Here is a 23,176-nt window from a genome sequence, read left to right on the forward strand (position 1 = left end):
GGCGCAACGGAAGGCGGGTGCGAGGGTGAGTTTCAAGGCCGATTACGACGCGATCGTCATAGGCGCCGGGCACAACGGGCTGGCGGCGGCGCTCATCCTGCAGCGCGCCGGACTGCGCACGCTGTGTCTGGAGGCCGGGCGTTACCCCGGCGGGATGGCCTCGACGGTGGAGTTGTTCGACGGCTATCGGTTCGAGATCGCCGGTTCGGTGCAGTTCCCGACGTCGGCGGCGGTCAGCGCCGAGCTGGGTCTCGACGCCCTGGAAAGCATCGACCTCGAGGTGATGTCGGTGGCGATGCGTGGCGTCGGCGACGACCCGCTGGTCCAGTACACCGACCCGATGAAGCTGTTCACCCACCTGTCCGAGGTGCACGGCGCCGAGGCGGTCAACGGCATGGCGGGGCTGCTGGCCTGGAGCCAGGCGCCCACCCGGGCGCTGGGCCGCTTCGAGGCCGGCCGTCCGCCGAAGTCCCTCGATGAGATGTATGCCTGTGCCACGAACGAATTCGAACGCTCAGCGATAGACGACATGCTGTTCGGCTCGGTCACCGATGTGCTGGACCGTTACCTGCCCGATCGGGAGAGGCATGCCGCACTGCGCGGTTCGTTCACCGTGCTGGCCGTCAACACGCTCTACCGCGGGCCGGCCACGCCCGGCAGTGCCGCCGCCCTGGCCTACGGCCTCGGCGTTCCCGACGAGAACACCGTGCTGATGAAGAAGCTGCGCGGCGGGATCGGAGCACTCACCGGCCATTTGTGCGACACCTTCGTCGGGCTCGGCGGTGAACTGCGGCTGCGTGCCAAGGTGGCCGAGATCGTCGTCTCCGACGGGGCGATCAGCGGCGTGCGCACCGACGCCGGCGAGACCGCCTCAGCGCCGGTGGTGGTTTCGGCCATCGCCCCCGACACCACCGTCACCGCGCTCCTGGACCCGGCCGCGGTTCCCGACGACGTCCGCGCCCGCTACGCGCGCACCGATCACCGCGGGTCATACCTGCAGATGCATTTCGCGCTCGAGGAGGCCCCGGAGTTCGCAGCGCCCTACCAGGCGCTCAACGACCCCGCCATGCAGGCGTCGCTGGGAATCTTCTGCACGCCCGAGGAGGTGCAGCAGCAGTGGGAGGACGCGCGGCGCGGCGTGGTACCGGCCGATCCGACCGTCGTGTTGCAGATCCCGTCGCTGCACGACCCCGACCTGGCCCCGCCGGGCAAGCAGGCCGCGTCGGCGTTCGCGCTGTGGTTCCCGATCGAGGGCGACGGCAACTACGGCGAGATGAAGGTCGAGATGGGCCAGCGGGTGATCGACAAGATCACCCGGCTGGCACCGAATTTCGAGCGCAGCATCAGCCGGCACACCACCTTCACCCCGCGCCATATGGGCACCATGTTCGGCGCTCCCGGCGGCGACTACTGCCACGGCTTGCTCAACCCCGACCAGATCGGGCCCAACCGGCCCGGCGCCCGCGGCTTCCTGGGCCAACCGCTGGTCGACGGCCTGTATCTGGGCAGCGCCGGCTGTCACGGCGGTCCCGGGATCACCTTCATCCCGGGCTACAACGCCGCGCACGCGGTGCTGGCCGACCGCTGAGCACACGCCGGCGGCGAAGGGCCGATCAGCCGTCCAGCAGTTCGTCGAGCAACTCTTGGAACGCGGCCGGATCCACCGGGGTGAACGCCGGCTGCGGCCAGCCCGCGTCGGCGAGATCCAGGGTGATCAGCGTGCTGCGCCATGGCCGCCTGACGTCCAGCGGCAGCCAGCGCCGCAGATCCGAACTGCCCCACAACCGGAACCGGTGAGTCAGCATGCCCAGCGGCTCGGCGCGGTAGCCGCGGATCGCCGACAACGGGATCACCTTCGAGGTGCCGGACGGAAAGTGGTAACGGCGCAACGTGATCGCCCGGCGGTCCAGGGCGACCAATCCGTCGTCGTAGCAGTCGATCACAGCTTCTCGCAGCGCAACTCGTGACCCTTGGCGGTCAGGCAGCGTCCGGTCTTGAGGTCCCATTGCCAACCGTGCTGATTGCAGGTCAGCGTCTCGCCCTCGACCACCCCGAACTTCGACAGGTCGGCTTTCATGTGGGGGCAGCGGCGCTGAATCTGCCAGCCGTCCAGGGTGATGGTCGCCGAGTCGTCGTGGCTCTCGCCGAACCACCCGTCGGCGTAGACGATCCGGTCCTCGGTGAGGCACTTGAAGAACGTGTAGAGGTACTCGTTGTAGCCGCCGACCCGCCACGCCGTGAAGCGGGTCGACAAGAAGATGGTGTTGACCCAGTCGGGTTCGCCGTCGCGCAGCACGGTGCGCACCAACTCAGGCGGGATGCCGAAGCCGTATCGGAATTTCTCGCCCGGAACCGGCTCGCGCACCACGCGTTTGGGAAAGTCCAGCACCACCGTCTCGGTATGCCCGGCACCGTCGAGCACCAGCTCGACCGGATAGCCGATGCCGTCGCAGATCTCGTTGCTGCGGGCCATGATCGGCTCGAACAGTGCGCGCAGCTGCTCGCGCATCGCCGGGCCGGCCGCCGGCGCCCAGGATGCCTTCTCGGCGGCCAGCACCGGTGCCATCCGCTCGGCGTAGGCGGCGATGTAGTCCGCCTTGCCGCCGGTGAAGATCGCCTCCGCGTCGTCGACCGGATGGGTCAGCGAATCCAGTTGCGCTGCGGTGAAATCGGCCGTGGTGCCCGGAATCATCAGCAGCCCGCCGTCGTGGCCGTTGCGCCGCAGCTGATCCAGGAACACCATCTCGTCGGGGAAGATGTTCGCCGGATCGCCGTGGTCGTCGTTGAGATGGCGCAACTCCGGATCCAAAAAGCACGGCGGGCCGGCCGACGGAACCACCCATCGCGCGCCGACGTGGGCGACGTACTGGCGGGCGCGGTCCATCTGGCGTTGCCGCTTCTGGATGCCGAACGCCTCCTTGGCCCGGGCCGGCATGTCGTAGACCATCGGGTACCAGATCGCGCCCGAGTACTGCAGCAGGTGCACGTCGATCGAGTCGAAGGCGCCCAGCACGTCCAGGTCGATCGGACGCGAGTCGTTCATGTTGAACACGGTGGTCACGCCGTCGCAGACCACCAGTCCGGAGTCGCCGATCGGGCCGTCGGCCGGGGCGCGCAGGGCGATGATCATCACGTCCAGCTCGCCCTTGGGCCCGGTCACGGTCTGCCGCACCGAGTCGGTGGTCTCGAAGAACCGGTGAAAACCCAGCGCCTCCAGCTCCCGGCGCAGGTCGGGCACCGGATAGTCGGGCAGCAGCACCACCGCGTCCTTGTTGACGTGGGCCGCCAGGTGCTGCGGGTCGAAGTGGTCGCGGTGCAGATGCGAGATGTAGAGGTAGTCGCAGTCGCCCAGGGCGTCCCAGTCCAGCGCGGAGTTGTCCGGGAACGGGAACCACGACGCGAAGTAGGCCGGATTCACCCACGGGTCGCACAGAATGCTGCCCGCGGCGGTGTCGATCCGGAAGCCGGCGTGTCCGACGCTGGTGACCCGCACTTGCACCTTCCCGACGCTGTAACCGATTCCTCCCGAGCTTAACGGCGGCACGCCCGCCGGCATCGCCTAGGCTGGACGACTGTGGAGCCGTGGTACGGGAGTGTCGCTACCGTTGCGCGCACGTTGTGGCGCTTCCAAGGGGTGAAGATCACCGTCACCGGTGCCGAGCACGTCCCCGCCAGCGGGGGTGCGGTGATCGCGATCAACCACACCGGCTACCTCGACTTCACGTTCGCCGGAATGGCCGCGTACTTGGGCAAGCCGCGCCGCCGGGTGCGGTTCATGGTCAAAAAGGAGATGTTCGACAATCGGTTCGTCGGCCCGGTGATGCGTGGTTGCCGGCACGTCGCGGTGGACCGCGGCCAGGGCGCCGACGCCTATACCGCCGCCGTCGAGAAACTCAAGGCCGGCGAGCTGGTCGGCGTCTACCCGGAGGCGACCATCAGCCGCAGCTTCGAGCTCAAAGAGTTCAAGAGCGGCGCCGCCCGGATGGCGATCGAGGCGCAGGTGCCGATCATTCCGCACATCGTGTGGGGCGCCCAGCGGATCTGGACCAAGGACCATCCCAAGCGGCTGGGGCGCATCAAGGTCCCCGTCTCGGTGGTGATCGGCGAGCCGATACCGCCGACGCTGCCCGTCGACGACCTGCGGGCGCTGTTGCAGACCCGCATGCAGCACCTGCTCGAGCAGGCCCAGGACACCTATCCCGAACACCCGGCCGGCGAGTTCTGGGTGCCGCACCGCCTGGGCGGCGGCGCCCCCACCCCCGCCGAGGCACTGCGGCTCGACGCCGAGGAAGCCGCCCGCAAGGCCGAGAAGCGCGACGCCGGAAACCAGCAGCCGCCGACCGCGACGGGCGGCCTGGAGTAGTCCTGGCATGCAGCCGGTTTTTCGCGCACTGGAACTGGCAGCGGTGACCATGGTGAAGGTCTCCGGGGCTCGACTCGATTTCGATGGCCTGGAACACATCCCGGCCACCGGCGGCGCGGTGATCGCCATCAACCACACCGGCTACGTCGACTTCCTGCCCGCCGCGCTGGCGGTGTATCGCCGGAAGCGCCGGATGCGGTTCATGATCAAAGCCGAGATGCAGCGGGTGAAGGTGGTGAATTTCCTGATCAACCACACCGGCACCATCCCGGTCGATCGCGGCGCCGGGTCGCAGGCCTACCGGCATGCGGTGGCCGCGCTGCGGTCCGGCGAGGTGGTCGGGGTGTACCCGGAGGCGACCATCAGCCGCAGCTTCGAGCTGAAGGACTTCAAGTCCGGGGCCGCCCGGATGGCCCTCGACGCGCAGGTGCCGATCGTCCCGCTGATCGTGTGGGGCGCTCACCGGTTGTGGACCAAGGATCACCCGAGGGCGCGCCTGGTCGCCAGCGGGATACCCATCACCGTCGCGGTGGGCCCGCCGCTGGCCCCGGTCGGCGACGCCGCCACCCTCAGCGCCGGGTTGCACGCAGCCATGGCGCCGATGCTGGACCGCGCACAACGGGAGTATCCGCACCCGAAGGACGCGTACTGGGTGCCGCGACGACTGGGCGGCAGTGCGCCCACGCCGCAGCAGGCTAGGGTGCTCGATGAGCGGGAGCTGGCTGAACGGATGCGCAACGCGGCGGGCCGGGGCCGACCGGACGCATCGAGCACGGAGTAGTAGCGCATGGCCGAACCGCTGTTCCGAGCCCTGGAGATCATGATCCCGCCCCTGGTGAAGGTCAATGGGCCGCATCCGGTTTTCGACGGCCTGGAGAACATTCCGGAACGCGGCGGTGCGGTGCTGACTCTCAACCACACCAGCTATCTGGACTGGTATCCGGCCTCGATCGCGGCGCTGCGGCGCAACCGGCGGCTGCGGTTCATGATCAAGTCCGAGATGACCGAGGTGCCGGTGATCAGCTACGTGATCAGGCACATCAAGCTGATCCCGGTCGACCGCTCCGCGGGGGCCGGCGCCTACGACGTGGCGGTGCAGCGGCTGGCCGGCGGCGAGCTGGTCGGGCTGCACCCGGAGGCCACCATCAGCCGCAGCTTCGAACTGCGCGAGTTCAAGACCGGTGCCGCCCGGATGGCCCATGCCGCCGGTGTCCCGCTCATCCCGGTGATCGTCTGGGGCATCCACCGGGTCTGGACCAAAGACCACCCGAAGCAGCTGTGGCGCAACCACGTACCGGTGCTGGTGAAGATCGGCCGGCCGATTGCCGCCTCCGGCGACGTGGAGGCGACCACCGCCGAGCTTCGTGACAGGATGGCCGCGATGCTTGAACAGGCGCAACTGGAGTATCCGCACCCCGCCGGCGCGTACTGGGTGCCGCGGCGGCTCGGTGGCGGCGCCCCGACCATGGCCGAAGCCCTGGCGATGCGCGAAGCCGAGCTGGCCGAGCGTGACCGCAAACGGCTGGAGCAGCCGCACGGTGGCCGGCTGCGGCGGGCGTTGGCCGGCCGGGGGCGGAGTTGATGGCACGGCTGGTACGGTCGCAGGTCGACTCGGCGCCGCCCGCGCTGATCGCCAGTGACGTCGACGGCACCCTGCTCGACAATGCCGAAAACATCAGCGCGCGCACCCGGGCGGCGGTGCATGCGGCCATCGAAGCTGGATCCGGCTTCATTCTGGCGACCGGGCGCCCGCCGCGCTGGATCTCGCCGGTGGTCGATGCGCTCGGGTTCGCGCCCCTGGCGGTCTGCGCGAACGGGGCGGTGCTCTACGACCCGAACACCGACCGGGTGATCTCGGCGCGGACACTCTCGGCGGACACCCTGGTCAAACTGGCCGAAGTGGTCTACCGCGTCATCCCCGGCGCCGGCCTGGCAGTGGAGCGCATCGGCGAGCGGGCGCACGATGCGGTGACGCCGCAGTTCGTCAGCTCGCCGGGCTACGAACACGCCTGGCTCAACCCGGACAACACCGAGGTGTCCCTCGAGGACCTGTTGTCCCGGCCGGCGATCAAGCTGCTGATCCGCAAGGCGGGGGCGTCCAGCGCCGACATGGTCGCGGAACTGGCCGCCCACATCGGCAGCGCCGCGGAGCTGACCTATTCCACCAACAACGGGCTCGTCGAGGTGGTGCCGGCGGGCATCACGAAGGCCAGCGGCATCGAGGAGCTGATCACGCCGCAGGGGCTCGGCATCGAGCAGGTGGTGGCCTTCGGGGACATGCCCAATGATCTGCCGATGCTGGTGCAGGCGGGCCACGGCGTGGCGATGGGCAACGCCCACCCGGCGGTGCTGGCCGCCGCCGCGGAGATCACCGCGCCCAACACCGAGGACGGCCTGGCGCGGGTGCTGGAACGGATTTTCCCCGGCTGACTCTGCGCCGGTGGCGGGGGCCTCTCGCACTTTCGCGCCCTGGCCGCAGCGTGAACGGCGCTAGTTCACGCCGATCACCCGCGAGAAACGTTCCAACTGCGCCGGCGGGCCCTCCGGCGGGGGCGGTGGCAGCTCTTCGGCGTTGCCGTCGACAACCCGGATGACGTTGCCGTCGGCCCGGTTGTAGTTCAGCGTGCCGTGTTGGAAGTTCTGGCCGATCCACTCCGGTTCGGGGATCTCGGCGCTGGTCGGGAGGCCGAGCATGCCGCGCTCGTAACCCAGTGCGGCCCAGGCCTCGTAGATCGCCCCGGTGATCGGCTGGGCGCCGGTCTCCGGTGACCAGTACACCGCGCCGCGCTCGAAGGTGGCGTACTTGGTGGAGCCCTCGCCGATCGCCTCGGGCGAGGTGGGGGCACCGAGCATGCCCTCCGCACCGCCCAGTTCCAGCCAGCGGGCGTGGATGGCGCCGCCCTGCATCGTCCGGATCATGTCTTCGGGGCCCGGGGGGTCGCCGAACCGGGCTGCGATCTCGCGGATCTCGTTGAGCGCTACGTACCCGTGCTCGCCGGGGCACTCGGTCTCGTCGAGGTCGCGGTGGCCGATGATCGTGGGCAATGACAGTGCCGAGCCGCGGGGGAAGTGGGTGAAAGAGCCGCCGCCGGAGGTCAGTTGGACGGTGCTGCGCGGGTCGGTGCGGTCCAGTCCCAACCGCCAGCCCAGCAACCGGCCGACGGTCTCGAGCTGGATCGGCGGCGGGGGCGCGTCGTCGAAGGTGCCGATCATCGACACCCCCCAGGTGTTCTTGTTGAACCCGCCGGCGTGGCTGCCCACGATGCCCTTGGTGATGCCGCCTGCCCGGCCCTCGAACACCTGGCCGTACTTGTCCACCAGCGCGTTGTAGCCGATGTCGCACCAGCCCAGGGCGCGGGTGTGATAGGCGTAGATGGCCCGGATGATCGCCGCCGAGTCCTCGGGGGAGTAGTCGTTGGAGCCGGCGGTGTGATGCACCACCGCTGCCTGGACCGGGCCGCTCTCCGCCGGCTTGCCGCACCGGCCGCGGGCGCCGGCACCCCATTGGCTGCGCGGAATGATGTTGGGCGGCTGTCCCGGTGCCAGCGCGGCGCTCGGCGGGGTCCATTGCGCGTCGACCGGGGCCTTCGGCGGGGTGATCAGGACCGCGGAGATGTTCTGGGCGAACGGCTGTGCGGCGGTGGCCGGCACGTAGCCGAGGTCGGGCTTGGGCTTCTGCTTCGGCTCGGGCCCCGCCTTGGCTCCCGTCTTGGCTCCCGGTTTCGTTCCCGGTTTGGCCTCGGGTTCGGCGTCGGCGGCTTCGGGCCGGGTGAGCGCGATCTGGACCGCGGTGGTCCGGCCGACGAACACCGGTTCGGTCCCGTCCGGGCCGGGGGCGGGCGCATCGGCCGGCCGGGCCTGCGAGGACGCCTCCTTGACCTCGTGGGCGGTGGCATACCAGGGGCCCCACGACCCGTCGGCGCGTCTGGCGCGGACTTTCGCCGAGGTGCCGCTGAGGTCGGCGCCGGTGAGCGCCACCATGGTGAACGGCTCGTCCTGGGTGATCTCCCGGACGGTGACGCCCGGTGCGAGATCGGGCAGTGGTTGCTGATTCAGTTTGGTCGCCGCGGCGCTGGGGGGAGCCGGTGCGGTCCCCGCCGGCTTCGACCCCGGCCCGGCGTCCAGTGCCCACGGCAGGATCAGCACGGTCGCGACGGTAGCGGTCAGCTTGATCGTCGGCGGGGGGCGACGGGTTGGCACGTGCTGATGTTACGTATGTGTCTTGTGTTGTTAGTGATGCGACACGCGTCTGGTCGAAGTGGCCGGACGTCAAACGACACCGCAGAGTCCCACGTTGCCCGGCGGTGCGGGCTGACTCTGCGGTGCCGTTTAGGAAACAGGCTTCTTTGTTACGGGGCCGGCACGGCGGCGGGTGCCGCCGCGGCGGCCGGACCGGCGCCCTGTGCGGCTTGGGCGATGGACGGGATCACCACACCCTTGAGCAGGTCGATGGCCTGTCCGGCGCCCAACTGGTTGGCCGCGCTCATCAGGTCGCTGACGACACCGCCCTTCTCCTCCGGCATGCCCATGCCCAGCGAGGGGTCGCCGAGGATCGGGTAGGTGCCGTCCAGGCCCGGGTCAAGGCCCACCGGAGAGGTGAGCGGCATGCCGTCGGAGCCGAGCAGGCCGGTGTCCGGGCTGGTCAACCCGGGGCTGGTCAACCCGGGGCTGGTCAGCGACGAGTCGGACAGCGACGGGGTGGTCAGACCGGGCGAGGTCAGCCCGGGGGTGCCCAGCGGCGGCGTGGTCAAACCCGGCGAGGTCAAGCCCGAGGTGGTGGACACACCGGGTGTGCCCGCCGGCGGCGTGGACAGCGACGGGTCGGTGAGCCCCGGCGAGGTCAGTCCCGGTGAGGTGAGCCCCGGCGAGGTCAGGCCGGGTGAGGTCAGGCCGGGCGAGGCGGGGTACATCCCCGGCGAGGTCAGCCCCGGTGACGCGGGGTACATCCCCGGCGACGCGGGGTACATCCCCGTCCCTGCCCCGTTGCCGAAGCCGCCCGGCACCGGCGGAAGGTTCACGCCGAACTGGGACAGGCCCTGGGTGAGGGCGGAGATCAGCTCGTTGGGCAGGTCGGCCACCGACGCGGCCGCAACGAAGTCATGGTGCTGCGGGGCGCTGTTGTGGGCGGCCAGCTCGGATACTGCGACAACTGCAAACGGACTTGCGACCGCTAGGGCGGCGACTGCGCTCATAGTGGTCGAGAGCCTGCGTCGACGTCGGTTCGGCACGGAAGTCTCCTCAATGTGTTTTGCCCTTCAGTCCCGAGGGGCTGCGGAGCGTTTACTGCCTACCTGATCGACGGTACGCGTGTGGCTAGTGTGATTAGAGTGACGAGATCGAATCGTGAGGAAACCGCGACCAACCCTTCGTCGACGTCGGTGTCCCGGGCGCGCACCGAGATTGCACTGGTGCAGAGAATCGGCGCGTTTTGCCTGCGTGAGCGCAATCTCGCGGTGCCGCCGGCGCTGCGAGCGCCCGCCCGGCCGCCTGGACGGGAGAAGTGGCGGGGCGCCGACGATGCTCGCGGCCACTGTTCGGCTACCCTTGGCGCCGATGACCGCTCCTTTTGACCTCTTCGTTGTGGGTTCTGGATTCTTCGGCCTGACCATCGCCGAGCGCGTGGCCAAGCAGCTCGACAAGCGTGTCCTGGTCCTCGAGAAGCGCCCCCACATCGGCGGTAACGCCTACTCCGAAGCCGAACCGCAGACCGGCATCGAGGTCCACAAATACGGCGCGCACCTGTTCCATACCTCTAATAAGCGGGTCTGGGACTACGTGCGGCAGTTCACCGACTTCACCGGCTACCAGCACCGGGTCTTCGCCATGCACGACGGGCAGGCCTACCAGTTCCCGATGGGGCTGGGCCTGGTCTCGCAGTTCTTCGGCCGCTACTTCAGCCCAGATGAGGCCAGGGCGCTGATCGCCGAGCAGGCCGCCGAGGTGGACACCAAGGACGCCACCAACTTCGAGGAGAAGGCGATCAGCCTGATCGGCCGCCCGCTCTACGAGGCCTTCGTCAAGCACTACACCGCCAAGCAGTGGGAGACCGATCCCACCGAGCTGCCCGCGTCCAACATCACCCGGCTGCCGGTGCGCTACACCTTCGACAACCGCTACTTCAACGACACCTACGAGGGGCTGCCGGTCGACGGCTACACCGCCTGGTTGCAGAACATGGCCGCCGACGAGCGCGTCGAGGTCCGCCTCGACACCGACTGGTTCGACGTCCGCGAGGAACTGCGGAACGCGAGCCCGTCGGCCCCCGTTGTTTATACCGGTCCGCTGGACCGCTACTTCGACTACGCGCAGGGCCGGCTCGGCTGGCGCACCCTGGACTTCGAACTCGAAGTGCTCGAGGGCTGCGGGGACTTCCAGGGCACCGCGGTGATGAACTACAACGACGCCGACGTGCCCTACACCCGCATCCACGAGTTCCGGCACTTCCACCCCGAACGGTCCTATCCGACCGACAAGACGGTGATCATGCGCGAGTACGGCCGGTTCGCTCGCGACGAAGACGAGCCGTACTACCCGATCAACACCCCCGATGACCGCGCGATGGTCGAGGCCTACCGCCGGTTGGCCAAGGCCGAGATGGAGTCGGGCAAGGTGCTCTTCGGCGGGCGGCTGGGCACCTATCAATACCTCGACATGCACATGGCGATCGCCAGTGCGCTGAGCATGTACGACAACGTCCTGGCGCCGCACCTGGCCGATGGTGTGCCGCTGCACGAGAACAACAGGGAAAACAACCGATGACCAAACCCAAGAGTTCGCGTGCGGTGAGCCGGCTTTCGCGGATCATCCTGCCGCGCCACGGCGAGCCGCTGGACGTCCGCAAGCTCTACATCGAGGAGTCGGAGACCAACAACCGCCGGGCGCACCCGCTCACCCGGACCAGCCTGGAGATCGGCGAAGAGTCGGAGGTGTCGTTCGCGACGTACTTCAACGCCTTCCCGGCCTCCTACTGGCGTCGCTGGTCGGTGGTCGAATCGGTGGTGCTGCGCCTGGAGCTGACCGGTTCCGGCCGCGTCGACGTCTACCGCTCCAAGGCCACCGGTGCGCGCATCGCGGTGGACGGCAAGCCGTTCGGGTCCGTCGATGGCGACGGCACGCCGACGATCGTCGAGTTCGAGGTCGGTCTGCAACCGTTCGAGGATGGCGGGTGGATCTGGTTCGACATCACCACCGACAGCGCGGTCACGCTGATCGGCGGCGGCTGGTACGCGCCGACCGAGGCCCCCGGGCGTGCCGACGTGGCGGTGGGCATCCCGACCTTCAACCGGCCCGACGACTGCGTCAACGCGCTGAGCGCGCTCACCTCGGACCCGGACGTCGACGCGGTGATCAGCGCGGTGATCGTCCCGGATCAGGGCACCCGTAAGGTGCGCGACCACCCCGGCTTCGCGGCGGCCGCCGCCGCGCTCGGCGACCGGCTGTCGATCCACGACCAGCCCAACCTCGGCGGGTCCGGCGGTTATAGCCGGGTGATGTACGAGGCGCTGAAGAACACCGGCTGCGAACAGATCCTGTTCATGGACGACGACATCCGCATCGAACCCGACTCGATCCTGCGGGCGCTGGCGCTGAACCGCTTCGCCAAGACGCCGACCCTGGTCGGCGGGCACATGCTCAACCTGCAGGAGCCGTCGCACCTGCACATCATGGGCGAGGTCGTCGACCCCGGCGTGTTCATGTGGACCAACGCCCCGCACACCGAGTACGACCACAACTTCGCCACCGACTCGCTGGCTGAGACACCCGATTTGCACCGCCGCATCGACGTCGACTTCAACGGCTGGTGGATGTGCATGATCCCGCGCGCCGTCGCCGAGGAGATCGGTCAGCCGGTGCCGTCGTTCATCAAGTGGGACGACGCCGAATACGGGCTGCGGGCCGGCGAGCACGGCTACCCCACGGTGACCCTGCCGGGCGCGGCGATCTGGCACATGGCCTGGAGCGACAAGGACGACGCGATCGACTGGCAGGCCTACTTCCACCTGCGCAACCGGTTGATGGTCGCGGCGCTGCACTGGGACGGCAACATCGCCGGCCTGATCCGCAGCCACCTCAAGGCGACCCTGAAACACCTTGCCTGCCTGGAGTATTCGACGGTCGCCGTGCAGAACAAGGCGCTGGATGATTTCCTGGCCGGCCCCGAGCACATCTTCGCCATCCTGGAGTCGGCGCTGCCGGACATCCACGCGCTGCGCAAGACCTACCCCGACGCGGTGGTGTTGCCGGCGGCCAGCGAACTGCCCATCCCGTCGCAACGCCGCAAGCCGATGCGCCCGCCGGTCCAGCCGCTGACCATCGGCTATCGGTTGGCCCGCGGCATCCTGCACAACCTGAAGGCCACCGCGCCCGAGCATCACGTGCGTCCGCAGCTCAACGTGCCCACCCAGGACGCCCGGTGGTTCCTGCTGTGCACCCAGGACGGCGTCACCGTCACCACCGCCGACGGCCGCGGCGTGGTCTACCGCCAGCGCGACCGGGCGAAGATGTTCACGCTGCTGCGCGAATCGCTGCGCCGCCAGTACCAGTTGTCGCGCCGGTTCGACGACCTGCGCCGCGCCTACCGCCGGGCACTGCCCACGCTGGCCAGCAAGCAGCAGTGGGAGACCGTGCTGCTTCCCGACGGCGCCAAGTCGGCATGACCGAGTTCGCGCCCCCTGGTGATCCCGACGCGGTTCCGCCGCACGGCGAGGACGCGGTGCTGGTCGCCGTGCAGTCTGCGCTGGCCGGCCGGTCCGGGGTGCTGACCACGGCGCGCGCCATGTCGCACTTCGGTGAGCACAGCCTGGGCTGGCTGGCACTGTCGGCGCTCGGTGCGCTGGCGTGGCCGCGCCGGCGCCGGGCCTGGCTGACCGCCGGGGCCGGGGCGTTCGTCGCGCACGCGGCCGCCGTGGTGATCAAGCGGGTGGTGCGACGCGAGCGCCCCCACCACCCGGCGATCGCGGTCAACGTGGGCACCCCGAGCCGGCTGAGCTTCCCCTCCGCGCACGCCACCTCCACCACCGCGGCGGCGATTCTGCTGGGACGAGCGGCCGGGCTGCCCGCCAAGACACTGCCTGCGGTGCTGGTGCCGCCGATGGCGTTGTCCCGCATGGTGCTCGGGGTGCACTATCCCAGTGACGTGGCCACCGGCGTCGTCGTCGGAGCCGCGGTCGCCGCGGCCGCGATCCGCCTGGACAACTCGGGAGGCGCCGGATGAGTGCAGCGACCGAACACCGCGCGCCGGAGGCCCGCCCGCCGTCCAACCTGATGACCGGGATCGTCAAGGCGATGCGGCCCCGGCAGTGGGTGAAGAACGTCCTGGTGCTGGCCGCGCCGCTGGCCGCCCTGGGCGGAGACGTGCACTACGACTACGCCGATGTCGGCGGCAAGGCGCTGATCGCGTTCGTGGCGTTCAGCCTGGCGGCCTCGGCGGTGTATCTGGTCAACGACGCCCAGGACGTCGAGGCAGATCGCGCGCACCCCACCAAGCGGTTCCGGCCGATCGCCGCCGGGGTTGTGCCGGTCGGCATGGCCTACGGGCTGGCCGCGCTGCTGGGGGCGGCGTCGCTGGTCGTCTCCTGGAGTCTCAGCCTGAGCCTGGCGCTGGTGATGGCGGTCTACCTGGCCATGCAGCTGGCCTACTGCTTCGGGCTCAAACATCAAGCGGTGCTGGACATCTGCATCGTGTCGTCCGGATTCCTGCTGCGGGCGATCGCCGGGGGAGCGGCCGCCGACATCTACCTGTCGCAATGGTTCCTGCTGGTGATGGCATTCGGGTCGCTGTTCATGGTGGCCGGAAAGCGCTACGCCGAACTGCAGCTCGCCGAACAGACCGGCGCCAAGATCCGCAAGTCGCTGGAGAGCTACACCGGCACCTACCTGCGTTTCGTCTGGACGGCCTCAGCCACCGCGATGCTGGTCTGTTACAGCCTGTTCGCCTTCGAGCGCGACAACGGTTCCGGCTCCTGGTACGCGGTGACCATCATCCCGATCACCATCGCGATACTGCGGTACGCCGTCGACGTCGACGGCGGCATGGCCGGCGAGCCCGAGGACATCCTGCGGCGCGACCGGGTGCTGCAGCTGATGGCGCTGGCCTGGATCGGAACCATCGGTGCTGCCGTCGTTTTCGGCTAGCCGACCGCTGCGCGCACCGGACCCCCGGGTCCGGCCGTTGGGCTGGCCGGCGGTCGCCTACAGCCCATCGGTGCGGCTGAGTTCGTGGGCAGCGGTGGCCGTCGTGCTGTTGCTGTTCGGTGTCGGGGCATGGCGGAGACGCTGGATCTCCGACGACGGACTGATCGTGTTGCGCACCGTGCGCAACCTGCTGGCCGGCAACGGCCCGGTGTTCAATGCCGGCGAACGGGTGGAGGCCAACACCTCCACGGCCTGGACCTACCTGATGTACCTCGGCAGCTGGCTCGGCGGGCCGATGCGCATGGAGTACATCGCGCTGGTGTTCGCGCTGACGCTCAGCCTTGCCGGGGTGGCGCTGCTGATGCTGGGCACCACCCGGCTGTACGCCCCCAACCTGCAGGGCCGCCGCGCACTGTTGCTGCCGGCCGGGGCACTGGTCTACATCGCGGTGCCGCCCGCCCGCGACTTCGCCACCTCCGGGCTGGAGAGCGGGCTGGTGCTGGCCTACCTGGGCCTGCTGTGGTGGATGCTGGTCTGCTGGTCGCAGGCGCTGCGCATGCCACGGTCGCGGGCCCGCGGCCCGCTGTTCACCGGGTGCCTGGCCTTCGTGGCCGGCGCCAGCGTGCTGGTGCGTCCCGAGCTGGCGCTCATCGGCGGCGGCGCGCTGATCATGCTGCTGATCGCGGCGCCCCGGCAGTGGCGGCCCCGGGCACTGATCCTGGTGGCCGGCGGCGCCCTGCCGGTGGCCTACCAGATCTTCCGGATGGGCTACTACGGGTTGCTGGTGCCCGGTACCGCGCTGGCCAAGGACGCCGCCGGCGACAAGTGGTCGCAGGGCATGATCTACCTGGCGAACTTCAACGCGCCCTACGCATTGTGGGTGCCCGCCGTGCTGTTGGCGGCGCTGGGCGCGGCGCTGTGGGTGGGCGCCGCGGTGCGCCAGCGTCCCCGCCGTCCGGTGCCGCGCGGTGTCGGCAGGTGGGCGCGGCTGGCGCAGAGCCCGGCGGCGGTGGTCTGCTTCTTCGTGATCAGCGGACTGGTGCAGGGCGCCTACTGGATCCGCCAGGGCGGCGACTTCATGCACGGCCGGGTGCTGCTGGTGCCACTGTTCTGCATGCTGGCCCCGGTGGCCGTCATCCCGGTGCTGCTCCCCGACGGTGCGCGTTTCCACCGGGAGGCCGGCTACCCGCTCAGCGGGGCCGTCGGCCTGCTGTGGCTGGCGGTGGCCGGCTGGGCGCTGTGGGCGGCCAACTCACCCGGGATGGGCTACGACGCCACCCGCGTCACCTATTCCGGGATCGTCGACGAGCGCCGATTCTATTCGCAGGCGACCGGTCACGCCCACCCGCTGACCGCCGCGGACTATCTCGGCTATCCGCGAATGCGCGCGGTGCTGGCCACCATCGAGGCCACCCCCGACGGGGCACTGCTGCTGCCGTCGGGCAACTACGACCAGTGGGATGTCGTCCCGGTCATCCTGCCGGTGCCGCCGGGAATCGGCGTGCCCACCGATCCCCAGCCCGGCGACACCGGTCCGCACACCGTGTTCTTCACCAACCTGGGCATGTTGAGCATGAACACCGGCCTCGATGTCCGACTGCTCGACCAGATCGGTTTGGCCAATCCGATTGCGGCGCACACCGAACGGCTGGACCACGGCCGGATCGGCCACGACAAAGACCTGTTCCGGGACTTCGTGGTGGCCGACGGCCCGTGGGTCAAGTGGTATCCGCTGATTCCCGGCTACCTGGACCAGGACTGGGTCGCGCAGGCCGAGGCGGCGCTGCGATGCCCCGACACCGCGGCGGTGCTGGGCTCGGTGCGTGCGCCGATGGGCCCGCGCCGGTTCCTGTCCAACGTGCTGCACGCCGCGAGCTACACCCGCTACCGGATCGAGCGGGTGCCGCGCGACGAGCTGATCCGCTGCGGGCTGGCCGTGCCCGAACCGACCCGCCCGGCCTACACCGGGATGCCGCCCGACGTCCCGTGACGGTAGGTGCGCGGCGGCTGGCGAAAATGTGACAGACGTCATGCCGGGCCGGTCGCCGCCACCCCGCGCGGCCGGTCCCACCGGCTCGTATGGGGGCCCGAGCGCAACGCGGCGGTCGCCGGAGAAACCGGTGCCGGACCCGTCCGGCCGGTCGTGGCAGAACTCTAAGAGCTCGATCACGGACTTCTATGGTTGACTACACCGGCACTGTCGCGCACGCGCGCGCAGATCTGGCCCGACTCGGGCCCACGTTATGAGCACGGCAACAAGACGAATGAGGATGCCCAGGATGAAGTTGCTTGACAGGTTGATGGTCGCCGCCTCCGGCGCGGCCCTGCTTGCGGGGTTGGTCGGTGCCGCCGGTGGTACCGCAGAGGCCAACGCCTTCTCCCGGCCGGGTCTGCCGGTGGAGTACCTGCAGGTGCCCTCGGCGTCGATGGGCCGCGACATCAAGGTGCAGTTCCAGCCGGGTGGCGCCGACTCCCCGGGGCTGTACCTGCTCGACGGCATGCGCGCCCAGGACGACTTCAACGGCTGGGACATCAACACCCCGGCGTTCGAGTGGTACCTCAACTCGGGCATCTCGGTGATCATGCCGGTCGGCGGCCAGTCCAGCTTCTACAGCGACTGGTACAAGCCGGCCTGCGGCAAGGCGGGTTGCTCCACCTACAAGTGGGAGACCTTCCTGACCCGTGAGCTGCCGACCTACCTGGCGTCGGAGTACGGCGTGAGCCAGAGCCGTAACGCGGCGGTCGGCCTGTCGATGGCCGGTTCCTCGGCGATGACCCTGGCCATCTACCACCCGAACCAGTTCACCTACGCCGGTTCGCTGTCGGGTTACCTCAACCCGTCGACCGGGAAGGGCTGGATCGGCCTGTCGATGGGCGACGCCGGCGGCTACAAGAAGAACGACATGTGGGGCGACGACAACGACCCGGCGTGGCTGCGCAACGACCCGACCGTCAACGTCGAGAAGCTGGTCGCCAACAACACCCGGCTGTGGGTGTTCTGCGGCAACGGCAAGGCCAACGAGCTGGGCGGCGACAACATCCCGGCCGTCTTCCTGGAGCAGAACTTCATGATCGGCGCCAACAAGAAGTTCCAGGAGCTCTACACCGCTGCCGGCGGCAACAACGCGATCTTCAACTTCCCGGAGTACGGCACGCACTCCTGGGAGTACTGGGGTCAGCAGCTGCAGGCCATGAAGCCGGACCTGCAGAGCCACCTGGGCGCCACCCCGAACAGCGGCGAGAGCACCAGCTCGGGCGAGTAGTCTCCCAGCACCGATGTACCGCCGACGGCGGCGACCTCCGAGTCGCCGCCGTCGGCCGTTTTCTGTCCTGGCCGCCGGTGCCGTGTGATTGACTACCTTCCGGAGTCAGGGCGCGCGACCAGCGGCGGGTGACACCACGAAATCTGTGCCGACGAGCGAGGTGGGTATGAGCGGACTGTCGAGGTTGTGGCGGGCACTGTGCGTGACCGTGCTGACACTGGGGCTGTGGGGCGGTGGCGCGATCGTCGGTTCCAGCGCCCAGGCCGCACCGTTCGAGAGCCTGATGGTGCCGTCGCCGTCGATGGGCCGGGACATCCCGGTGGCGTTCCTCAACCAGGGCCCGCACGCCGTCTACCTGCTCGACGCCTTCGACGCCCACCCCGAGGTGAGCAACTGGGTGACCGCGGGCAACGCGATGAACACCCTGGCCGGCAAGGGCGTCTCGGTGGTCGCACCGGCCGGTGGGGCCTACAGCATGTACACCAACTGGGAACGCGACGGCAGCAAGCAGTGGGACACCTTCTTGTCCAGTGAACTGCCGGACTGGCTGGCGGCCAACCGGGGCCTGGCGCCGGGCGGTCACGCGGTGGTCGGCGCGTCCCAGGGTGGCTACGGCGCGCTGGCGCTGGCCACCTTCCACCCCGACCGGTTCGGCTTCGCCGGCTCGATGTCGGGCTTCCTGAACCCGTCGCATACCACGGAGAGCGGTGTCATCAGCGCCGGCCTGGAGAACTTCGGCGGCGTCGACCCGTACGGCATGTGGGGCGCGCCGCAGCTGGGCCGCTGGAAGTGGCACGACCCCACCGTGCACGCCACCCTGCTGGCGCAGAACAACACCCGGGTCTGGGTCTACAGCCCCATGGGCGGCGCCTCCAACCCGGCCGCGATGATCGGCGACCCGGCCGAGGCGGCCGGCAGCGGGCGGTTCTTCAACATGCAGTACCGCCAGTCGCGTGGCCGCAACGGGCATTTCGACTTCTCCGGCGGTGACAACGGCTGGGGTTCGTGGTCATCGCAGCTGGGGGCCATGGTCGGCGACATCGTCGGCGCGATCCGTTAATCCCCCGCTGACACTGCACTCAGGGCGCAAAAGTGCGAGTAAGCAGCGCCTTCAGTGCAGCGTCAACGTGTTCCAGGCGGCCCTGACGCGGCGCAGGACGTCGCCGCCGCGGTGTTCCTTGAGCACCTTGATGTGCGTCCAGCCCAGCTGCCGGATGTACTCGAGCCGGGTGGCGTCCCAGACGTACTGCGGCCGGTCGGTGAGGTGGTGCTCGCCGTCGTACTCGACCGCCAGCATGAGGTCTTGCCACCCCATGTCCAGAAAGTACTTGGGGCGACCGTCCGGCCCGGGGACCGGGATCTGGGTGGTCGGGCGGGGGAAGCCGCCGCCCATCAGCAGCAGCCGCAACCAGGTCTCTTTCGGTGATTCGGCGCCGGCGTCGACGAGGTCGAGCGCGGCCTCGAGCTGACGCAGCCCGCGGGTATGACGGTGGCGCCGGGCCAGTTCGAGCACATCGGCGGTGCGCAAGCCGGTGGCGTTGGCCAGTGCGTCCAGCCGGGCGACCGCCTGACCCAGGTGCCCACGCCGGCCGAGGTCGAACGCCGTCCGCGCCACCGTGGTCACCGCCATCCCGCGGCGGTGTTGCTGCTCGCCGGGGAGCAGTAGGTCATTGCGGGTCAGCACGCCGGCCGGAGGGTGGGTGTTGCGCCAGATCAGTTCGATCGGAACGGTGGCATCGACCCATTTCGCGCCGTGCAGTGCGGAGGCGGCGGCCCCGGCGACCACCGCCTGGCCGCCCGACCACAGCCAGGCGGCGACCGTCCGCTGCTGCAGGCTCGGGCGGATGCGTGCCGGCAGGTACACGTTCGGTAGCACCGCCACGTGATGGCGACGCAACTCGTAGCGGGTCAGGTTCCCGGCCGCCAACGCCGCACTGCCGAGAAAAGGCATCTCGGAATCCGTCATGCCCAGATGATGGCCGCGGCGCGTCCCAGCGCGTCGACGCTGATCCACAACACCAGTTGACGCTGCGTCCAGGGCGTAAAAGTGCGAGTAACCACCGCCCTCAGTGCAGCGTCAATGGCGAAAGCCGCCGATCTGTACCGTTATAGGCGATATGGCCAAGAAAGCGCGCAAGTCCACCGCGAAATCCCCACGTAAATCCCCGGCGAAAGCGCTGCGCAACCGGCGCCGCGTATTGGCGTGGGTGGCCGCCGGTGCGATGGCACTGGCGGTGGCGCTGGTGGCGGTGGTGGTGGTGATCTGGATCCGGCACCCGGGCTCGCCGCCGATCGCGGACCAGCAGCCAGAGGGCGTCCCGCCGACCAGTTCGACGCCGCCGCGGGCCAAGAAGCCGCGCCCGGCCTATCAGGACGCCAGCTGCCCGGACGTGCAACTGGTCTCGGTGCCCGGCACCTGGGAGACCTCGCCCACCGACGACCCGCTGAACCCCACCCAGTTCCCGATTGCGCTGCTGCTCACCGTCACCCGCCCGATCGCCGAGCAGTTCGACGCCTCCCGGGTGCAGACCTACACGGTTCCCTATACCGCGCAGTTCCACAATCCGCTCTCGGCCGACAAGCAGATGAGCTACAACGACAGCCGGGCCGAGGGCACCCGCAACACCATCAAGGCGCTGACCGAGATGAACGAGAAGTGCCCGCTGACCAGCTACGTGCTGGTCGGTTTCTCGCAGGGCGCGGTGATCGCCGGTGATGTCGCCAGCGACATCGGCAACGGGCGCGGCCCGGTCGATGAGGACCTGGTGCTCGGCGTGACGCTGATCGCCGACGGCCGCCGCCAGGAGGGACCCGGCGGCGGGATCGATGTGCCGCCGACGCCGCCGGGGCAGGGCGCCGAAGTGACCCTGCACGAGCTGCCGATCCTGTCCGGGATGGGGCTGACCATGACCGGCGCCCGCGACGGTGGCTTCGGTGACCTCGACCAGCGCACCAACGAGATCTGCGCGCGCGGCGACCTGATCTGCGCCGCCCCGCGAGAGGCATTCAGCATCGGTAAGCTGCCGGCCACCCTGGAGACGCTCGCCGGTGGGGCGGGTCAGCCGGTGCACGCGTTGTACGGCACCACCGACGTCTGGAGCCACGACGGCCTGTCCGCCGCCCAGTGGACGTTGAACTGGGCCCGCGAGCTGGTGGACAACGCGCCGCATCCGCCGCACGGCTGAAGCTGGGACCGCCGCGTGACCCCGGCGGTTCAGCGAGGCTCGACGAAGGAGAGGCGAAGCTGGGACCGCCGCGTGACCCCGATATGGCCGTCACACGCGGTACCGTTTGATTTGGCACATGCCGCACCGACCTCTAACATTAAGAAGAATTTAAGAGCATGCGGCTCGTGGCCGCGGGACCAGCAGCACGCGTCGAGGGGTATCGGAATCCCGCTACCATCTGTGAGGTCCCGGGCCCGCGCGACGGACCACACCACGCGGCTGGCCGCGCCCGGCAGCCGATGAGAACGTAAGTTCGCGACAGGAGATTTTGCATGGCCCAGGCACCAGCACAGGCCGCCTACCACAACCCTTTCGTCAAAGACGGCAAGATCCGGTTCCCCGACAACGCCAACCTGGTGAAGACGGTTGAGCGCTGGGCCGCACTGCGCGGCGAGAAGCTGGCCTACCGGTTCCTGGACTACTCCACCGAGCGTGACGGCCTGGCCCGCGACATCTCCTGGGCGGACTTCGGTGCCCGCAACCGGGCGGTGGCGGCCCGGCTGCAGCAGGTCACCCAGCCCGGTGACCGGGTGGCGATCCTGTGCCCGCAGAACCTCGACTACCTGGTGTCGTTCTTCGGGATCATGTACTCCGGACGCATCGCGGTGCCGCTGTTCGACCCGGGCGAGCCCGGCCACGTGGGCCGGCTGCACGCGGTGCTCGACGACTGCACGCCGTCGGCGGTGCTGACCACCACCGATTCCGCCGAGGGGGTGCGCAAGTTCTTCCGCAGCCGCCCGGCCAACGCCCGGCCGCGCGTCATCGCCGTCGACGCGGTGCCCGCCGAGGTGGGTTCGACCTGGGTGATGCCCGAAGTCGACCGGGAGGCGATCGCCTACCTGCAATACACCTCCGGGTCCACCCGGACCCCGACCGGGGTGAAGATCAGCCACCTCAACCTGCCGACCAACGTCGTCCAGCTGCTGGATTCGCTCAAGGGGCGCGAGGGCGACCGCGGGGTGACCTGGCTGCCGTTCTTCCACGACATGGGCCTGGTCACGATTCTGCTGTCGTGCGTGATGGGCCAGCAGTTCACCTTCATGACCCCGGCCGCGTTCGTCCGCCGGCCTTACCGGTGGATCAAGGAGATGGCGCGTAAGGAGGGCGAGACCGGGGAGTGCTTCTCGGTGGCCCCGAACTTCGCCTTCGAGCACGCCGCCGCCCGCGGCCTGCCCAAGGAGGGTGACCCGCCGCTGGACTTGAGCAACGTCCGGGCGATCCTCAACGGCAGCGAGCCGGTCTCGGCCGCGTCGGTGCGCAAGTTCAACGAGGCGTTCGCGCCGTTCGGCTTCCGCGAGGTGGCCATCAAGCCGTCCTACGGGCTGGCCGAGGCCACGCTGTTCGTCTCCACCACCCCGCCCGACGAGGGGCCGCGGATCATCTACGTCGACCGCGAGGAGCTCAACAACGGCAACCGGTTCGTCGAGGTGCCGGCGGATGCCCCCAACGCGGTCAGTCAGGCTTCAGCCGGCCGGGTGGCCGTCGACCAGTGGGCGGTGATCGTCGACTACGAGACCGGCGCCGAGCTGCCCGACGGCGAGATCGGTGAGATCTGGCTGCAGGGCAACAACATGGGCGTCGGTTACTGGAACCGGGAAGAAGAGACCGCCGACACTTTCAAGAACGTGCTGAAGTCGCGGACCAGCCCCTCGCGCGCCGAGGGCGCCGACGAGAACGGCTTCTGGGTGCGCACCGGCGACTACGGCGCCTACTACGACGACGACCTCTACATCACCGGCCGGGTGAAGGACCTGGTGATCGTCGACGGCCGCAACCACTACCCGCAGGACCTGGAGTACTCCGCGCAGGAGGCCAGCCGGGCGCTGCGGGCCGGTTACGTCGCGGCGTTCTCGGTGCCGGCCAACCAGTTGCCGCAGGAGGCGTTCGCCAACCCGCACTCCGGGCTGAAGTTCGATGCTGAGGACAGCTCCGAGCAGTTGGTAATCGTCGCCGAGCGCGCCCCCGGCGCCCACAAGCTGGAGTACCAGCCCATCGCCGACGACATCCGAGCGGCGATCGCGGTGCGGCACGGCGTGACGGTGCGTGACGTGCTGCTGGTGTCGGCGGGCAGCGTGCCGCGCACCTCCAGCGGCAAGATCGGCCGGCGCGCCTGCCGGGCGGCCTATCTGGACGGCAGCCTGCGCGGCGGCACCACCGGTCCGAATGCCTACCCCGACGAGGTCTGACCC

Annotated in this window: 19 protein-coding genes; 14 read left to right on the forward strand and 5 right to left on the reverse strand. The window is 69.4% G+C overall.

The annotated features are described in order from the left end of the window. The first annotated feature begins 25 nt into the window (after positions 1–25). A complete protein-coding gene (locus AWC24_RS12360; RefSeq protein ID WP_085085308.1) occupies positions 26–1,588 on the forward strand; it encodes a phytoene desaturase family protein in 1,563 nt (520 codons plus the stop codon). A 25-nt stretch (positions 1,589–1,613) separates the two neighbouring features. Here the strand turns inward: AWC24_RS12360 and AWC24_RS12365 are convergent, their stop codons facing one another. After that, a complete protein-coding gene (locus tag AWC24_RS12365) occupies positions 1,614–1,943 on the reverse strand; it encodes a hypothetical protein (RefSeq protein ID WP_085085310.1) in 330 nt (109 codons plus the stop codon). Then, a complete protein-coding gene (locus AWC24_RS12370; RefSeq protein WP_085085312.1) occupies positions 1,940–3,493 on the reverse strand; it encodes an MBL fold metallo-hydrolase in 1,554 nt (517 codons plus the stop codon). Before AWC24_RS12370 ends, AWC24_RS12365 begins: the two co-directional genes overlap by 4 nt. An 81-nt stretch (positions 3,494–3,574) precedes the next feature. On the opposite strand from AWC24_RS12370, the gene AWC24_RS12375 reads away from it, so the two are divergent. The 4 genes from AWC24_RS12375 to AWC24_RS12390 are packed head-to-tail and all read left to right on the forward strand — an operon-like array spanning position 3,575 to position 6,793. After that, on the forward strand, positions 3,575–4,363 hold the full coding sequence (locus AWC24_RS12375; RefSeq protein ID WP_085085314.1) for a lysophospholipid acyltransferase family protein: 789 nt from the start codon (positions 3,575–3,577) through the stop codon (positions 4,361–4,363). A 7-nt stretch (positions 4,364–4,370) separates the two neighbouring features. Next, positions 4,371–5,144, forward strand: a complete 774-nt coding sequence (locus tag AWC24_RS12380) for a lysophospholipid acyltransferase family protein (RefSeq protein WP_085085316.1) — start codon at positions 4,371–4,373, stop codon at positions 5,142–5,144. A gap of 6 nt (positions 5,145–5,150) precedes the next feature. Continuing rightward, positions 5,151–5,945 (forward strand): lysophospholipid acyltransferase family protein, encoded by a 795-nt coding sequence (locus AWC24_RS12385; protein WP_085085318.1) that lies wholly within the window; start codon positions 5,151–5,153, stop codon positions 5,943–5,945. After that, positions 5,945–6,793 carry a Cof-type HAD-IIB family hydrolase gene (locus tag AWC24_RS12390; protein ID WP_085085320.1) on the forward strand — a complete coding sequence of 283 codons (849 nt, stop codon included), beginning with the start codon at positions 5,945–5,947 and terminating at the stop codon, positions 6,791–6,793. The genes AWC24_RS12385 and AWC24_RS12390 overlap by 1 nt, the downstream gene beginning before the upstream one ends. Positions 6,794–6,853: 60 nt before the next feature. Here AWC24_RS12390 and AWC24_RS12395 read toward each other — a convergent pair whose 3' ends face one another. Beyond that, entirely contained in the window at positions 6,854–8,563 is a 1,710-nt protein-coding gene (locus tag AWC24_RS12395; protein ID WP_085085322.1) for an N-acetylmuramoyl-L-alanine amidase, read from the reverse strand. 149 nt (positions 8,564–8,712) lie between these two features. Beyond that, positions 8,713–9,591, reverse strand: a complete 879-nt coding sequence (locus AWC24_RS12400) for a hypothetical protein (protein WP_085085324.1) — start codon at positions 9,589–9,591, stop codon at positions 8,713–8,715. 316 nt (positions 9,592–9,907) lie between these two features. Between AWC24_RS12400 and glf the strand changes: the two genes are divergently transcribed. From glf to AWC24_RS12435, 7 genes are all read left to right on the forward strand, one after another. After that, positions 9,908–11,122: a UDP-galactopyranose mutase gene (gene glf / locus AWC24_RS12405; RefSeq protein ID WP_109560433.1), complete on the forward strand. Its 1,215-nt coding sequence runs from the start codon at positions 9,908–9,910 to the stop codon at positions 11,120–11,122. Beyond that, a complete protein-coding gene (locus AWC24_RS12410) occupies positions 11,119–13,020 on the forward strand; it encodes a glycosyltransferase (protein ID WP_085085328.1) in 1,902 nt (633 codons plus the stop codon). Before glf ends, AWC24_RS12410 begins: the two co-directional genes overlap by 4 nt. Further along, the gene (locus AWC24_RS12415; protein WP_085085330.1) at positions 13,017–13,577 is read left to right on the forward strand and encodes a phosphatase PAP2 family protein; all 561 of its coding nucleotides are present in this window, start codon (positions 13,017–13,019) and stop codon (positions 13,575–13,577) included. The genes AWC24_RS12410 and AWC24_RS12415 overlap by 4 nt, the downstream gene beginning before the upstream one ends. Next, entirely contained in the window at positions 13,574–14,497 is a 924-nt protein-coding gene (locus AWC24_RS12420) for a decaprenyl-phosphate phosphoribosyltransferase (protein WP_085085332.1), read from the forward strand. Before AWC24_RS12415 ends, AWC24_RS12420 begins: the two co-directional genes overlap by 4 nt. Then, positions 14,475–16,487 carry a terminal beta-(1->2)-arabinofuranosyltransferase gene (gene aftB, locus AWC24_RS12425; protein ID WP_085085334.1) on the forward strand — a complete coding sequence of 671 codons (2,013 nt, stop codon included), beginning with the start codon at positions 14,475–14,477 and terminating at the stop codon, positions 16,485–16,487. Before AWC24_RS12420 ends, aftB begins: the two co-directional genes overlap by 23 nt. 289 nt (positions 16,488–16,776) lie before the next feature. Beyond that, complete coding sequence (locus AWC24_RS12430) at positions 16,777–17,760, forward strand: esterase family protein (RefSeq protein ID WP_109560434.1); 984 nt, start codon at positions 16,777–16,779, stop codon at positions 17,758–17,760. Positions 17,761–17,926: 166 nt separating this feature from the next. Further along, positions 17,927–18,820, forward strand: a complete 894-nt coding sequence (locus AWC24_RS12435; protein ID WP_085085337.1) for an esterase family protein — start codon at positions 17,927–17,929, stop codon at positions 18,818–18,820. A gap of 51 nt (positions 18,821–18,871) precedes the next feature. Here AWC24_RS12435 and AWC24_RS12440 read toward each other — a convergent pair whose 3' ends face one another. Beyond that, on the reverse strand, positions 18,872–19,726 hold the full coding sequence (locus tag AWC24_RS12440) for a putative endonuclease domain-containing protein (RefSeq protein ID WP_085085339.1): 855 nt from the start codon (positions 19,724–19,726) through the stop codon (positions 18,872–18,874). Between the two features lie 151 nt (positions 19,727–19,877). Between AWC24_RS12440 and culp6 the strand changes: the two genes are divergently transcribed. Beyond that, the gene (culp6, locus tag AWC24_RS12445; RefSeq protein ID WP_085085341.1) at positions 19,878–20,945 is read left to right on the forward strand and encodes a carboxylesterase Culp6; all 1,068 of its coding nucleotides are present in this window, start codon (positions 19,878–19,880) and stop codon (positions 20,943–20,945) included. A gap of 314 nt (positions 20,946–21,259) precedes the next feature. After that, positions 21,260–23,173, forward strand: coding sequence for a long-chain-fatty-acid--AMP ligase FadD32 (fadD32, locus tag AWC24_RS12450; RefSeq protein WP_085085343.1), 1,914 nt, complete (start codon positions 21,260–21,262; stop codon positions 23,171–23,173). Positions 23,174–23,176: the final 3 nt, after the last annotated feature.

It is taken from the genome of Mycolicibacter senuensis, assembly GCF_002101885.1.
GTDB classification, from domain to species: domain Bacteria; phylum Actinomycetota; class Actinomycetes; order Mycobacteriales; family Mycobacteriaceae; genus Mycobacterium; species Mycobacterium senuense.

What these genes read in the sequence shown, in the direction of transcription:
- AWC24_RS12440 (WP_085085339.1), bottom strand. Translation starts at nt 19,726, where the DNA reads ATGACGGATTCCGAGATGCCTTTTCTCGGCAGTGCGGCGTTGGCGGCC.
- AWC24_RS12430 (WP_109560434.1), top strand. Translation starts at nt 16,777, where the DNA reads ATGAAGTTGCTTGACAGGTTGATGGTCGCCGCCTCCGGCGCGGCCCTG.
- fadD32 (WP_085085343.1), top strand. Translation starts at nt 21,260, where the DNA reads ATGGCCCAGGCACCAGCACAGGCCGCCTACCACAACCCTTTCGTCAAA.
- AWC24_RS12390 (WP_085085320.1), top strand. Translation starts at nt 5,945, where the DNA reads ATGGCACGGCTGGTACGGTCGCAGGTCGACTCGGCGCCGCCCGCGCTG.
- AWC24_RS12380 (WP_085085316.1), top strand. Translation starts at nt 4,371, where the DNA reads ATGCAGCCGGTTTTTCGCGCACTGGAACTGGCAGCGGTGACCATGGTG.
- AWC24_RS12415 (WP_085085330.1), top strand. Translation starts at nt 13,017, where the DNA reads ATGACCGAGTTCGCGCCCCCTGGTGATCCCGACGCGGTTCCGCCGCAC.
- AWC24_RS12385 (WP_085085318.1), top strand. Translation starts at nt 5,151, where the DNA reads ATGGCCGAACCGCTGTTCCGAGCCCTGGAGATCATGATCCCGCCCCTG.
- AWC24_RS12410 (WP_085085328.1), top strand. Translation starts at nt 11,119, where the DNA reads ATGACCAAACCCAAGAGTTCGCGTGCGGTGAGCCGGCTTTCGCGGATC.
- AWC24_RS12435 (WP_085085337.1), top strand. Translation starts at nt 17,927, where the DNA reads ATGAGCGGACTGTCGAGGTTGTGGCGGGCACTGTGCGTGACCGTGCTG.
- AWC24_RS12420 (WP_085085332.1), top strand. Translation starts at nt 13,574, where the DNA reads ATGAGTGCAGCGACCGAACACCGCGCGCCGGAGGCCCGCCCGCCGTCC.
- culp6 (WP_085085341.1), top strand. Translation starts at nt 19,878, where the DNA reads ATGGCCAAGAAAGCGCGCAAGTCCACCGCGAAATCCCCACGTAAATCC.